This window comes from Clostridioides sp. LIBA-2809, from assembly GCF_056688965.1.
In genome coordinates, this window is record NZ_CP197006.1 from 1 (window position 1) to 13,396 (window position 13,396).

The window sequence follows — 13,396 nt, forward strand, 5'->3', positions numbered from 1 at the left end:
ATGGGTAATGTAAAAAGAGTCATTTATAATAAATACGATAAAAAAGAAATTTTTAAAGACTACAATAGTCTTGTAAAACACAATAATCTTATACAAGGAAAATATACTCTTTCTGCTTCTGAACAGAAATTTGTGTATAAGCTTTTTGAAATAATTCAAAAGAGGAATTATTCTTCAAGAGAGATTTCTTTCAAATTTGATACTATATACAAAGACTATAGTGGAATAGTAGATAAGAATATAACTAAACAGGAGTTTAAAAATTTAATTGAAGGAATACAGAATAATCAACCTCGTGTAATTATAGGAGATCAGTTTATAAGGACACAGTGGTACGCTATAAAAGGGGATTTGGATTATAATGAAATAACTTTAATAATAGATGAGCACATATTTAAATACATACAAGCAATAGAGGAAAATTTCACCAAATTAGATTTTGCAAGTATTTATTCTTTTACAACTTTTTTTGCTATGCGAATTTATGAGTTATTAAAGCAATGGAGTGGGACAAGGCAAGGAATAGTTTTTAAATTAGATTATTTTAAGGAACTTCTAGAAATACAAGATAAATACAAAAGATATTATGATCTTGATAAGTATGTACTAAAAAAGAGTACAGAACAGATTAATGAAAAGTCAGATATATTTGTTGAGTACAAGCCAATTCGTAAGGGCAGAAGTGTTGAATCAATAGAATTTACTATAAGAGAGAAAAAGGAAAATATAGAAACTTCTTATCAAGATAAAAAAGACGTTATTGAGGAAAGACATGAGAATAAGAGTATGAACTTAAATAAAAAAGAGTTTTTTATACCAGAAGAAATATCTCTGAGTGATAAACTGAAAAATTTATTTAAGATAGAGTTTGGAGAATACAATTTTAGTGAACCAAAGTATTATAAACTATTGTTAGAAGCAGAAGAAATTGCTTTAAAAAAAGATAACTCTTCTAAAATAGTTGCAACAAATTATGAATTATTTTCTTCGATTTTAAGAAATAAAATATCTTACTTAAAAGCAAAAGAAAATGCAATTGAAGTAGAACTTATAGAAATGAGTTTAACTGAGGAACAGTTAGAAGAAATGCAAATACTTGATATGAATCCTGTCACTTTTCTTGAAAGAATAATTAAGCCAGATAAGAAAAAATATGAGGCATTTAAAGCAGTATATGAGAAATGTGAAAAAGAAAAAGATAGAATAACTTTTTAAATAAGTTATATTTTAATTTATATATTAAGTTATAAAACAAAATAAAAAGAAAATTAGTATATAAATCATTAATCCTTATTTAAATAAAGTCAATTAATCGCCATATTATGGTATAATTAATTTTAGCAAGAGAAAAAATATATTCTAAAAAAGAGTGGAGTCCGTACAACAAAAGATATCCTCCCAACAATGTTGAAGGGAGGTGGCTAAGTATGGATAACTTTTTACTAAACATATTGGCTGGTGTTATAGCTAGTCTAATATTCTATTTAATTTGCAAATTATTTAGACATGTAAAAAGCCACTCCGGCAAGAGTGGCTGGGAACTTGATTTAAAAATCAAATTCAAAAAATTCAAATAATTTTTTATTTTAAATTACGAACTCCATTCTGTCGCTAAATAGAATATAGTTCTCTTGCTTTTATTATAGCACAAAAACTTAATTTTGATACAAGTTTATATTGGATTGCCAAAAATACCTGTTCCAAAGTTACTAATAATAAATATATTTTATTATATTAAAATTATAATGGTTGAAATATTCTAAAAATTAAGAAAAAATATAAAAGTAAATCCTTTCAATGATATAATACAGATACTTATTCGAAGGAGGAATTGATATGGTAAAAAAACTTTTTATAGGTATTTTTATAGTTTTAATATTTTTTGTAATTCTTATATTTAATAAAACTAAAACACATGATGAAAATATTTTTATTGGAGAGTCTGAACATTGGACAGCTAAGTTTGTGACTACTGAAGAACGATCAGAATTAGAAATAAAATATAAAGATAGTAAAAAAGCATTTGACCAAAAATTCGATTATTCATATGAGTTTATAGATGGTAAAGATGCAGTTGTAATTGTAAATGGAGAAGTTTTAGAAGCAGGTCGAGAAAAGGCAATAAAAATACAAAGACCAGGTCTTTATTCAAATAGAGAATCTAGTTATAAAGTAATTATATCTTGGAATGGAAATGAAGAAACTATAAATTTAAAGAAAAAATAGTAATTGAATGTGATGAAAAAAGATATTATAAATTTGAAAATAATTTATAATTAAAATTATTTTTAAATTAGTATAAGAAATAGAGTATAACTTATTATATAAGTTATATTCTATTTTTGTATGAAGTCACTTAAAAACTGAACTATATTAGAATTAATTTTATAGATAAGATAAAAAATACAATCTATAAAAAGTGAAATTCGTGCATGAAAGATTATTGTTAAAATTAGCAGAAATCAATTTAAAAAGGATTAACTATGCCTAGAAGATATTTTCTTTTTAACTAAGAAACTTCCAATACCCAACATATTATAAATCATTAATAAATCTATACAATTTCCCATGTTATACATTAAATTTACAGGTACTATAAATGCTATAGATGATAAAATGAATCCTAGAAGCAATTCCTTTTTGAAATCTGAATACATTATCCCTTGTATAACAAAGATGATTGGAAACAGTAAAAATAATCCAAGTAATATATTTTTTTCAGCTCTCCCCCATATAGCTATTGCAATTATTATCATGCTTGGTAATATTATAGAAAGTATTTTCTTCATAAAAGTCCCCTTTTTACTATGTATTTTCATTTATATTACTAAATGTTATCTATCTTTATATACATTTCTATGTATTTTATCTTTATCAAATCTATCTATAAATTCATTTTTTTCTTCGCTATATCCTATAGATACTAGTGCATAAGGTACTAGTTTTACTGGCAAGTCTAGAGTTTGTCTAACCTTACTTACCACTTTATTTTTAGGAAAAACACCTGTCCAACAAGCAGCCAATCCTTGATTAGTAACTTCTAACAATAAATTCTGTGTACAAGCACCTAAATCTTGCATCCATTTACCAGGCTTCAAGAATCTATTTCTATTTCCAAGTACTACTATACATAGTGGTGCGAATTCTATATGCTTTGCTCTATGTTGTGACTTTGATAGTTCTTTTAAGAGGTATTTATCATCTACTACAATAAATTCCCATGGTTGAGCATTCTTTGATGATGGTGCTTGCATAGCTGATTTTAGTATTTCAGTTACTTTGCTTTCTTCTACTTTTTTACCTATATAGGTTCTTATTGAACGTCTATTCTTTATAACTTCCAACATATAGATTCTCCTTTAAATAAAATTATTTATATTTATATAATATCATTACTTTAAATTCAATCTATAGCTTCTATAAAAAAATAAACACTTATTTTTTTATAGAATAATATAATTTATAAAATAATATAAAAAATAAATTGTTTTATAATTTAATATATAATTTAAAATGTGTAATATTATTTCTAAATACAGGCATAACAATACTCTATTTAAATAGAATTATAGATGTATATATGTTATAATTAGACTCTAAAATATTGATTCGAGATATTTACTTTGGAGGAATTATAAATGTTAATTTATTTATCAATGCTTGAGTTTGAAGAAGATAAAATCAAGTTTGAAAAGATATATGAAAAATATAGACAGATAATGTTTTATGTGGCAAATAAAATATTAAAGGATGATCATTTAGCAGAAGATGCTGTACATAATGCTTTTCTAAGAATAATTAAAAATATAGATAAGATTGATGAAGTAGATAGTCCAAGAACAAAGGCTTTTGTCGTTATAATAGTAGAAAGGATTGCTATAGACTTTTACAGAAAGAGAAAAAGAGAAAAGGTATCTGATATTGAAGAAGAGTATAAAAACAGGGAAATAAATTTTTCTATAGAAGATAAAGTATGTGAGAGTAATTTAGCTATAGCACTTGCAAAACTTAATGAAAGTTACTTTCAAGTGCTTTCTTTAAAGTTCCAGTATGGTTTTTCAAATAAAGAAATAGCAAAGGTATTAAATTTAGGGGAGGAGAATGTATATAAGAGGATTCAACGTGCTAGAAAAAAATTAAAAGAAATATTAGAAGAAATGGAGGTTGGAAATATTGAGTAATAAAAAAGATGATTTTGATATTACAGATGATATGCTTCAAGAAAGTATCCCAATCGCGACAAAAATTATTCTTGACAGCCTTCCTTCAGATGATGAATTAAATCATGCTTTTTCAAAAGGTTTTGAACGAAAGATGAAAAAACTTATTAAGCAGCAAAAAAGAAGTAGTCTTACAAATAAGATTGTTTTTTATTCAAAGCGAACAGCTATTATATTTTTAATAGTGTTAGCTAGTTTATTTACTGTTACTATGAGTAGTGAGGCATTGCGTACACGTTTATATGAATTGGTAATAAGAGTATATGAAGATTTAACTTCTTTTGTATTTTCAAATAAAGAAAATATTGAAATCAAAAACCTTAAGATTAAAGAACCAGGATACATCCCAGAAGAATTCAAAGAAGTAGATAGAGTTGATAATTTTATGATTGCATATGAAAATGAAAAAGGTATAAGAATAGAATATACAAGTACTGAAATTGATGCGAATTCTATTATATTAGATACAGAAAATGCAAAAGTTAAAGATATATTTATAAATGGGTATAAGGCAAAATATATAGAAAAAGAAACTTTCTTACAAGTATTTTGGAATGACAACAACTTTATATATCTGTTAAATGTAGATTATCAAAATAATAAGGATTTAGAATTATATAAAAATATTTTATTAAAAATGGCTAAAAGCATATAATAATTTCTTAAGTGTCCAAAAACCATTTCTTTATTCGTTATATATTTGCTGTTATAAAAATGTATAAGAAAAAGAGGTGGTTTTTATAGTTTAAAAAATTGAGTATAATTCAAATACAAATATATCTTAGCTATTATAATTAAGACAAAACAAAGCAATAAGCCTCTTATACTAGAAAAATGATTTAAAATTGAAAGAGTCTATTTATTAGTAAAACCGGATCTAAATTAGGTTTTTATAATATAATTACAAGTTTATATATGTTTATTGGGGGATAGTTACAATATATAGTATTTTAGATATTTATGACTATTATAGCTATGAATATCTATTTTGGAATCATAATAAAAATTTAATAAAAAATTTTATATAAGTGTCCAGAAATCACTTCCTTATTCGTTATATATTAAGTAAAAAATAATAAAAAGCAAATGAAGGGGTGATTTTATGGTTTGGAAAAAAATGATTATAAGTAGTATGTGCGCTTTAGCATGTTCATCAGCAATTGCGATACCTATATTTGCTGATGAATATAAAGACAAGAATATTGAACAATATTCAGCTGTAAACTATATAGATGATACTATGGTAAAAATGTATTATATTAAGTCTGGTACTTGTACTTTAAATATTTCAGGTAGCACAGCTAGAGTAATCTGTTCTGTTAGAGGTTCATCAAATGTGACAAGTACATCAGTTACTGCTAGGTTACAGAAAAGTAATGATAATGGAAAAACATGGTCAACAATTCAAACTTGGAATGCTTCAGGAAGTAGTACATGTTCTATTTCTAAGTCAAAAACTATAGGAAGAGGATACTACAGAGTTTATTCTACAATAAAAGCAAATTCTGAAAGCAAAAATATAATAAGTAGTGAAAAAAGATATTAAAAAATATTGCATACATAAGATGAGGTGACTATAAATAATATATCTTGAATGGCCAATTATATTAATTCAGTCTGCTAATTTTTTATTATTAATAATAATACTTATACTTGTAATTAATATTTTTAAAAAGTGATAAACTTAGGGTAATTTTACATATAGCACAAATATAAAAGGAATAGAGAATATCTATTCCTTTTATATTTGTGCTATCTTTAGGTGATTGCATAAAATTTATAAATGAATTATTTTATAAAGTATATAATAAATTATTTATAAGTTTTACATAATTTTTTTATAAAAATCCCGAATGTAGGCGGAAGTATGATATAATATCATATATCAATAGAACTCACAGGAGGATTAAAATGAAAATAGTAAGTTTATTTAATGTAAAAGGTGGGGTTGGGAAAACGACATTAGCATATCTAATGGCTCTTAATTTATCAAAAAAAGACAAAAAAATACTTATACTTGATGGAGATACCCAAGCAAACTTTACACAATTCATATATAAAATAGTACATAATAAAAAAACAATTCTAGATGCATTTAAAGATGATATAAGTGCAGAAGAATTAATAATAAAATCTCCATTAAAAGATTATCCAAATGTAGACTTAATACCAAGCGATTTATCTTTATCTGTTTTATCAGAGTATTTAACTATAAAAACTAGTAGAGAAAAAGTCGCTTTTAAGTGGTTTAAGAAAAATATTTCTACTCTTAAAAATTATGATTATATTTTAATAGATTTGTCTCCTTCATATGACTTGATTGCTAGAAATTTTCTATTTATTTCAGATAGTATTATTACACCTCTTGAATTTCAAGATATAGCAAGTATAAGAGGTTGTGAACTGTTCTATCAAAAATATAATGAAGATCTAGAAGATATGGGTGAAACTAATGAAGCAAAAAGAGCTGTTGTAATAAATTCTTTTACTTCAAGAAAGTTAACTTCTGGAGATATATTTATGGATTATTTAGATAGGTTTGATAGTATAAAAAAAGATTTATCAGATGTAAAAATAAGTGAAAGCACTATAGTAAAAAATTGTGTGCTAAATAAATTAAGTATAGATGACTATTGTAGGAAGATAAAAAAGGCTCATAAAGTTAGAGAAGAATTAAATGATTTAATAGAAGAACTTACTAATAAGGGGGTATTATAATGAGTAAATTTGAATTAGAAGAGGAAGAAATATCTATACCTAGAAAAGACTATAAAAATGAAATCAATAAAGAAATTGAAAATAAATTTAATGAACATACAGAACTTCCAGGGATAAACTTATTAGACTTAAAAGAAAATAAAAAGACTAAAAAAGGACAAGTTACATTATATATTGATGATGAGGATTTGAAAGTATTAAAAACTATAGCACACCTTAAAAAGACCACATTGAATAAAGTAATAAATGAGTTTATTAGGGCTAATGTAAGGGCAACTAAAGAGCATTTACCAGAAGAATTAAATATAGATAAAATCTCAAAGGAATACGATAAAAGAAATAAAAATAAAGGACCTAGAAAATAAGTTATTATTTAAATTTAAAAGTAAGTATATTATAATTTAAATAATAACTTATAGTTTGCATTAAATATAAAATTGATAAATAAGTATAAAAATAAATTGTTATATAATTTAATATACAATGTATAAATTAAAATAGTTTATACATTGTATATTAAGCAAATTAATCTATTTATTTATAAAATTTAAGGCTGCATGAAGAGTATCAAATCTATCAACACCTTTTAGAGATGTATATTTTTCTTTGCTCAATGAGCCTATCTTATTACATGCCCCAGTTCCAACAACATATAAATTTTCAGTTTGATATGGTTTGTAATCTTTTATATCACAAACTAAACATTCTTCTTTTTTATAATTCCAAGAAATTACTGTTGCTGATATTTTATCAACTTCTCCGTCATAAATGACTGTATGTTTATACATTTTATTTTCTCCTTTAGCATTTATGTCTTTATTTAATATACCTTCTGCTATTAATTTCGCAACTATATCTTTATGTCTAATATAATAGTCTGTATCAGCTTTACTGTCTACAAAGCATACTTCTATTAATATTGCTGGTGCTTTGGTATGTTTAAGCCAATAAAGATCCCTTACATCTATTTTAGCTCCTCTATTTTTAAATATGGTTGATAACTTTGAATTAACTCTTTCAGCATATACTTTCCCATTATTTGTTTTATATAATGTCTCTGTTCCCATAGGGTTTAAGGTTGTACTATTTGCGTTAAAGTGGATTTGTACTGCTAAGTCTATGTCTTGTTTATTGGCTATTTGACATTGCTCAGAAAGATAATTATCGGACTTATCAATTTTACCAGTGTAAACAGTTGCGTTGCCATATTTTAGCCATTTTACTATTAAATCTGTTAGTATTCTATTTTCTTTACCTTCATCTATATAACCAACTGCTCCTTTCCCTTTTCCTGTTAATGTATGACCTGGTACTACTGCAATTTTCATTATTTGTCACCATCCTTTAGTTGTTTGTAAACTTGATTAGCTCCTATTGCTACTCCCCAACATAAAATACCTTGTAAGATTGAAGTTGGTCTAAATCCTAACATCCATATGGAAAATGTTATACCTAATACAAGTAATATAACTGGAATATATTTATTATCTAACTGTTTGTATTTCTTAAATCCAAATCCTAATACATTAAGAGCAAATACTAATAAAAGTAATTGTTCAGGAATGAAACTTATTAAATTATCCATTTATTTTCCTCCTTAAAATATTCCTTTCTGAACTGCAAATATAAAAAAACCTACTAGAGTTGTAATCATTGTACCAATTAACCACTTTAACATACTTGTAAGTGAATTTAAATTTTCACACAATGCTTTTAACTCTGCTTTAGACTCTATATTTGCTATCTTTAAATCATCTATTTCTTCTCCGTGTTTATTTATTCTTATTTCATGGCGCTTTAAATCTTCTTTGAAAAGTTCTTCATTCATGAAAACCTCCTATTTTTTTATTTATATTAAAAAAGGACCTAGATTCAACTAAGTCCATAGAATAACATAATTAATTTACATTTTATAGTAAATGACACTATGAATTATGTTAAATATGTTAGAATAATCACTTGTAGTATAATAAGTAACAGGAAATTTATTAATTGTTACCTTGTTATTAACAAGAATGCGATATTGGTAACCATTTTTAAAATCAAATAATGTAATGATTTTTTTATTAGAATCATAAAAAAAGTAAGCTCTATAATATTCAGGATTAGATTCAAAATAAGTATAACCATAAAATTGAGTACAATTAGAAGGAAGATCTGTTTTAAGCCATGTACGGAAACCACTCTCTGTAAGTACTTCATTTTTATTATTATAATAGTCGTATTCACCAGAATTATTATAATAATGAGGGTAACCATTGGTATTATCGAATTTACCATAATTATATTCAACTCTATGAATAATTGATTTATTTAATTGGTTACGTAAATCATTTATAGTATTATTTAACTGTGTTATGTTATTGTTTTTCTCTACTAATTGATTTCTCAAGTCCTGAACACTGGCATCTGAACTATCAAAGGATTCTTTTACTTTTTCTGATAATTCTACTAAAGTATCATTTAATCCAGCTTCAATATTTTTTAATGATAGTACATTTGCAATAGAAATTTTACCACTTTTCAAACCATCTTTCATTTCGACAACTTTATCTGATATATCATTTAGACTAGCATCTTCTTCTAATGGCATTATATTTTTACTTACACTTACAACTTTCTCAAGAGTCGCATTTTCTGCGTCTGTAGCAATTATTTTTAATGTATGTATTGCATTATCTGTAAGTTCGTAATTTATCACCTTTTCTAAATGTAAGTCTGTAGTTATTGTTTCTTTTAAAATATTATCTAGATACCATTCTATTTTAGATAAATTGTTATCTGTATCAATTATTGTAAATGTTGCAGAAGTCGAATTGTAAGAAGATAAATTTATTACTGGAATAGAATTTACTTTTGTAAAAGTAAATGTTTTGCTAACACTTTTACCCTTGCTATCTGTTGCAGTGATCACAATTGTATTTGTAGAATTTAAAGCTAATGGTATAATCTGAGCTTTGTCAATAATTGTAGTGTAAAATGCACTAGTTAAAATTCTAGAATTAATTTGCTTTCCATTTAATGTTTCTTTAACTGTAACTTGGGTATCTGTTGTAGTTTCTAATGTAAAATCATATTTCAACTCATTTTCATTACTTATATTTCCTAAATTAGAAGGAGATTTAGTTATTAATTTAGGAGCAACTGTATCTAACAATGTTATTTTAACATAAGGAGGTTTTGCATTATCAAATATAGTTGTTTCTCCAATAGTATTTATTGTATTTATCATCCAGAATTTAGAAGTTGGAGTATATCCTCCAGGTTTCACGCTACTAGATGTTAGTACATATCCAGATCCTCCTCCAGAAGTTGTAGAGTTATAAGCCGCACCACCATACCAGCCACCACCACCTGGAGCCATATATTTATTTTGGCTACTACTACCTTCTGCTTTCTCTTTATACATTCCTCCTGTTCCAAAACTGCCATTCATGGAATAATTATAGTTATGTGCATTTGAGTTTATTCCACCACTAGTCTGGGATGCTTTTTTATCACTAGAATTAGTAGAATAATAACATTTTCCAGTTTCACCACCACCACCTGCATCGGTGCTCATTCCAGCACCACCAGCTACAATTATACGAGAACTTAAACTTTCAAAGTTACCCCAATCACTAGAATATTTAAGACGTATATCACTAGAACCTCCAGCATAATGATATGAAGAAGCATGACTTCCATATGTAGCACCACCATTACCTGCACCACCAAATCCTCCAGTAGTGTTGCTCCATGTAGGACCAACGCATGCATATATGGAAGCAGTTTCGTATAAAGTTAATTCTCCTTTAGCATAACCACCATTAGAAATATTAGCTGTAGATAAATGTCCATCTTCAACACTATAAACGCCACCATACCCTCCTTGGCATTCAAGTTTCCATATACCTGGTCGTAAATAGATATTATGCATTTTATTAGATTCTAAAAACTCATATACCAAATTTTCCATTTATTTCACCTCTTTCTTATTTTATAGTTTTATTATATATAAGTTTAAAACTATACACGTCTGCGAAGTGTAGGCAAAATGTAAATGAATTATTTGATTTTATAGTTTCTAATTCGAAGACTGCATTTAATATTTCAATTTGTGTTATTTGTATCCTTTTTTATTCAAAAGCATACCATGTAAAACCATCTGCTGTAGAAACTAACTCATCTGCTGAACCATTTAATCCTTTTTCTTTGGATATTGTTAATTTAAAATTTCTACCAGCTATTTGTAATGCCATATTGCCATTAGTTCTCCAGAAATCACCAGTGTCCAAATATCTACCAATATTTACATTGCTTAAATTGCTAACATTTGTGAAGTAAACTCTTTTTCTATCATTAAGCATAGATATACTATCTATTATAATAATGCTAGGATTAAAATTTAAACCTACATTTATTTCTATTGTTTTTGAAGTTCCAACAGCAGTATTTGCTTCTATACGAAGTCCTGGATTTGATGTATAAGAGCCTTTTGCCCATTTTTTTCTTTGACTAAGTTGATTTGTTAATTCTGTTATTTTATTTTGCAATTCTTTTACACTCACATCTGAGCCATCAAAAGAAGTTTTTATTTTCTCCGACAGCTCAACTAATGTATTATTTAAACTTGATTCAATATTCTTTAATGCTAATACATTTACTATAGAAGTTTTACCATTTTTTAATCCTTCTTTCATTTCATTAACTTTACATGATATATCTTGTAGATTAGCATCATATTCTAAAGGCATTATATTCTTACTTATACTTAATACTTTTTCTACTGTAGCATTTGTACTGTCTGTAACAACTATTTTAAGTGTGTGTAGTGCATTATCTTCTAATGTATAGTTAATTGTTTTTTCAAGAGTTAAATTAGTTGTTATAGTTTCTTTTAATATATCATCTATAAAATATTCTATCTTAGTTAATAATGTAGTATCTGTATGGTCAGCTTTAAACGTAATTTGAGTAGAATCATAAGAAGATACAGTTAAAAACGGTAATGCTTGGAGTAATGTTATTTTAGCGTAACCGTCAGCCTTAGTAGTATTTCCTCCAATAGTCATAACTACATTTTCAAGATAGTATTTAGAAGTTGGTATATATCCAACAGGTTTATAGCTATCTTTAGTTAGTGCATAACCACTTCCACCACCTGCACCATATCTAGTTTCACCTGCACCACCAAACCATCCACCACCACCACCTACATCAGAGTCACCACCGCCTTTACCAAATAAACCACTATGTCTTAAAGTTCCACATACACCACCTTCATATTGTGTACCACCACTTGAAAAAAGACCATCATTACTAAAACCTCTACCACCTACAGTGCCACCACCATTACCACCTAAATAACTTGATTGATATGAATTAGACATATCAGCTTTAGTAGCACCACCACCACCAGCTACAAGTATACGTGACAACAAACCTTTTGAATCACTCCATAACGTACTGCCATGAGGAAGTCTTATATCTGTCGCTCCTCCACCAAAAGATGACCATTTAAATACACTATTACCAATTCCATTACCTTTTCCACCACCATTATAGCCACTTCTAGTAAAAGATGAATCACGAGGAACTTTTTCAAATCCAGATTGACCAACACAAACCAACAATTCAACCTCTTCTTTTAACATAATTTCTCCTTTAGCATAACCACCTCTAGCACAAGCATCCCAAGTATCAAAACCATATGAACCACCACAAGCACCCCAACATTCTAATTTATACTTGCCAGGCTTTAGCGTAACACCTTGATTACCTGCACTATAATTAAATTCATAAACTGTTGACATTTAATACACCTCTTTCTTAATTTATGTTTTCATTGTACCTAATTTTAAAACCATAAACGTCTGCAAAGTGTAGATGAAGTGTAAGCAAAATGTAAATGAATTTATATATTTTTAGAAATAAAAAAAGAACCTTCTATACTGTTGGTTCTACTGGTGTTTCTTCTTTATTTAATGAATTTGTTAACTCTAAATATTGTTCTTCTGAAATCCTGTTTACTGCATAGAATACATCCATCTTGTGTTGTAAATCCTCTTTGGTACTATAGTTCTTTTGCTCTATCATTAATTTTAATAAGTTATACATATAATTTCCTCCTAAATATTGTTATTTAATTTTATATTTTCTACTTCAAATGCTGTGTTTACTATCTCACTATCTCTATTTTTATTTTCTTCTTTTAACATACTTAGTTCTTCTTCTAATAGTTTTAATCTCTTTTGTTCATCTGTCAAAATGACTTCTATATCTTTTAAAACTGGTTCTTTTGTGATTGGATTTATAGACTCTATATACTGTTTACTATAGTCTATACTACCAAATTCAATATCTAAGTAATTTAATTTAGTTATTACATCATGTGCTAATATATCTCCTATTGCTTCACCTGTTTGAAATATTATTTTTCCGTCTTGATTATAAATTATTCTATTTCCTCTTCCCAC

General features: G+C 26.6%; 17 protein-coding genes. 8 read left to right on the top strand and 9 right to left on the bottom strand.

The features are described 5' to 3' along the window. The 3 genes from ACTG44_RS20980 to ACTG44_RS20990 all read left to right on the top strand — a co-directional run. Positions 1–1,215: replication initiation protein (locus tag ACTG44_RS20980; protein ID WP_231301535.1), on the top strand; the 1,215-nt coding region annotated here is incomplete at its 5' end. Positions 1,216–1,427: 212 nt separating this feature from the next. Continuing rightward, positions 1,428–1,577 (top strand): type I toxin-antitoxin system toxin, encoded by a 150-nt coding sequence (locus tag ACTG44_RS20985; RefSeq protein ID WP_074179524.1) that lies wholly within the window; start codon positions 1,428–1,430, stop codon positions 1,575–1,577. 259 nt (positions 1,578–1,836) lie between these two features. After that, the gene (locus tag ACTG44_RS20990) at positions 1,837–2,226 is read left to right on the top strand and encodes a hypothetical protein (protein ID WP_479921722.1); all 390 of its coding nucleotides are present in this window, start codon (positions 1,837–1,839) and stop codon (positions 2,224–2,226) included. 251 nt (positions 2,227–2,477) lie between these two features. Here ACTG44_RS20990 and ACTG44_RS20995 read toward each other — a convergent pair whose 3' ends face one another. Both ACTG44_RS20995 and ACTG44_RS21000 read right to left on the bottom strand, forming a co-directional pair. Beyond that, a complete protein-coding gene (locus tag ACTG44_RS20995) occupies positions 2,478–2,789 on the bottom strand; it encodes a hypothetical protein (RefSeq protein WP_407963961.1) in 312 nt (103 codons plus the stop codon). A gap of 45 nt (positions 2,790–2,834) precedes the next feature. Beyond that, positions 2,835–3,347 carry a nitroreductase family protein gene (locus ACTG44_RS21000; protein ID WP_074179520.1) on the bottom strand — a complete coding sequence of 171 codons (513 nt, stop codon included), beginning with the start codon at positions 3,345–3,347 and terminating at the stop codon, positions 2,835–2,837. A 291-nt stretch (positions 3,348–3,638) separates the two neighbouring features. Between ACTG44_RS21000 and ACTG44_RS21005 the strand changes: the two genes are divergently transcribed. The 5 genes from ACTG44_RS21005 (at position 3,639) to ACTG44_RS21025 (ending at position 7,303) form a co-directional block, all read left to right on the top strand. Beyond that, on the top strand, positions 3,639–4,181 hold the full coding sequence (locus tag ACTG44_RS21005) for a sigma-70 family RNA polymerase sigma factor (protein ID WP_284182698.1): 543 nt from the start codon (positions 3,639–3,641) through the stop codon (positions 4,179–4,181). Next, positions 4,174–4,875: a DUF4367 domain-containing protein gene (locus ACTG44_RS21010; protein ID WP_284182699.1), complete on the top strand. Its 702-nt coding sequence runs from the start codon at positions 4,174–4,176 to the stop codon at positions 4,873–4,875. Before ACTG44_RS21005 ends, ACTG44_RS21010 begins: the two co-directional genes overlap by 8 nt. 447 nt (positions 4,876–5,322) lie before the next feature. Further along, a complete protein-coding gene (locus tag ACTG44_RS21015) occupies positions 5,323–5,766 on the top strand; it encodes a hypothetical protein (RefSeq protein ID WP_479921723.1) in 444 nt (147 codons plus the stop codon). 365 nt (positions 5,767–6,131) lie between these two features. Continuing rightward, the gene (locus ACTG44_RS21020; protein WP_021382772.1) at positions 6,132–6,938 is read left to right on the top strand and encodes a ParA family protein; all 807 of its coding nucleotides are present in this window, start codon (positions 6,132–6,134) and stop codon (positions 6,936–6,938) included. Beyond that, entirely contained in the window at positions 6,938–7,303 is a 366-nt protein-coding gene (locus ACTG44_RS21025; RefSeq protein WP_021382792.1) for a hypothetical protein, read from the top strand. Before ACTG44_RS21020 ends, ACTG44_RS21025 begins: the two co-directional genes overlap by 1 nt. 165 nt (positions 7,304–7,468) lie before the next feature. Here the strand turns inward: ACTG44_RS21025 and ACTG44_RS21030 are convergent, their stop codons facing one another. The 7 genes from ACTG44_RS21030 to ACTG44_RS21060 form a co-directional block, all read right to left on the bottom strand. After that, positions 7,469–8,266: an N-acetylmuramoyl-L-alanine amidase gene (locus ACTG44_RS21030; protein WP_479921724.1), complete on the bottom strand. Its 798-nt coding sequence runs from the start codon at positions 8,264–8,266 to the stop codon at positions 7,469–7,471. Then, complete coding sequence (locus tag ACTG44_RS21035) at positions 8,266–8,523, bottom strand: phage holin family protein (protein WP_479921725.1); 258 nt, start codon at positions 8,521–8,523, stop codon at positions 8,266–8,268. The genes ACTG44_RS21030 and ACTG44_RS21035 overlap by 1 nt, the downstream gene beginning before the upstream one ends. A gap of 12 nt (positions 8,524–8,535) precedes the next feature. After that, positions 8,536–8,766 carry a hemolysin XhlA family protein gene (locus tag ACTG44_RS21040; protein WP_479921726.1) on the bottom strand — a complete coding sequence of 77 codons (231 nt, stop codon included), beginning with the start codon at positions 8,764–8,766 and terminating at the stop codon, positions 8,536–8,538. Positions 8,767–8,841: 75 nt separating this feature from the next. After that, complete coding sequence (locus ACTG44_RS21045) at positions 8,842–10,896, bottom strand: glycine rich domain-containing protein (RefSeq protein ID WP_479921727.1); 2,055 nt, start codon at positions 10,894–10,896, stop codon at positions 8,842–8,844. Positions 10,897–11,056: 160 nt separating this feature from the next. Further along, positions 11,057–12,733 carry a glycine rich domain-containing protein gene (locus tag ACTG44_RS21050; protein WP_479921728.1) on the bottom strand — a complete coding sequence of 559 codons (1,677 nt, stop codon included), beginning with the start codon at positions 12,731–12,733 and terminating at the stop codon, positions 11,057–11,059. 133 nt (positions 12,734–12,866) lie between these two features. Next, on the bottom strand, positions 12,867–13,037 hold the full coding sequence (locus tag ACTG44_RS21055) for a hypothetical protein (protein ID WP_479921729.1): 171 nt from the start codon (positions 13,035–13,037) through the stop codon (positions 12,867–12,869). A gap of 11 nt (positions 13,038–13,048) precedes the next feature. Next, positions 13,049–13,396 (bottom strand): hypothetical protein, encoded by a 348-nt coding sequence (locus ACTG44_RS21060; protein WP_479921730.1) that lies wholly within the window; start codon positions 13,394–13,396, stop codon positions 13,049–13,051.

What these genes read in the sequence shown, in the direction of transcription:
- ACTG44_RS21045 (WP_479921727.1), bottom strand. Translation starts at nt 10,896, where the DNA reads ATGGAAAATTTGGTATATGAGTTTTTAGAATCTAATAAAATGCATAAT.
- ACTG44_RS21055 (WP_479921729.1), bottom strand. Translation starts at nt 13,037, where the DNA reads ATGTATAACTTATTAAAATTAATGATAGAGCAAAAGAACTATAGTACC.
- ACTG44_RS21040 (WP_479921726.1), bottom strand. Translation starts at nt 8,766, where the DNA reads ATGAATGAAGAACTTTTCAAAGAAGATTTAAAGCGCCATGAAATAAGA.
- ACTG44_RS20995 (WP_407963961.1), bottom strand. Translation starts at nt 2,789, where the DNA reads ATGAAGAAAATACTTTCTATAATATTACCAAGCATGATAATAATTGCA.
- ACTG44_RS21020 (WP_021382772.1), top strand. Translation starts at nt 6,132, where the DNA reads ATGAAAATAGTAAGTTTATTTAATGTAAAAGGTGGGGTTGGGAAAACG.
- ACTG44_RS21005 (WP_284182698.1), top strand. Translation starts at nt 3,639, where the DNA reads ATGTTAATTTATTTATCAATGCTTGAGTTTGAAGAAGATAAAATCAAG.
- ACTG44_RS21000 (WP_074179520.1), bottom strand. Translation starts at nt 3,347, where the DNA reads ATGTTGGAAGTTATAAAGAATAGACGTTCAATAAGAACCTATATAGGT.
- ACTG44_RS20990 (WP_479921722.1), top strand. Translation starts at nt 1,837, where the DNA reads ATGGTAAAAAAACTTTTTATAGGTATTTTTATAGTTTTAATATTTTTT.
- ACTG44_RS20985 (WP_074179524.1), top strand. Translation starts at nt 1,428, where the DNA reads ATGGATAACTTTTTACTAAACATATTGGCTGGTGTTATAGCTAGTCTA.
- ACTG44_RS21030 (WP_479921724.1), bottom strand. Translation starts at nt 8,266, where the DNA reads ATGAAAATTGCAGTAGTACCAGGTCATACATTAACAGGAAAAGGGAAA.
- ACTG44_RS21050 (WP_479921728.1), bottom strand. Translation starts at nt 12,733, where the DNA reads ATGTCAACAGTTTATGAATTTAATTATAGTGCAGGTAATCAAGGTGTT.
- ACTG44_RS21035 (WP_479921725.1), bottom strand. Translation starts at nt 8,523, where the DNA reads ATGGATAATTTAATAAGTTTCATTCCTGAACAATTACTTTTATTAGTA.
- ACTG44_RS21015 (WP_479921723.1), top strand. Translation starts at nt 5,323, where the DNA reads ATGGTTTGGAAAAAAATGATTATAAGTAGTATGTGCGCTTTAGCATGT.
- ACTG44_RS21025 (WP_021382792.1), top strand. Translation starts at nt 6,938, where the DNA reads ATGAGTAAATTTGAATTAGAAGAGGAAGAAATATCTATACCTAGAAAA.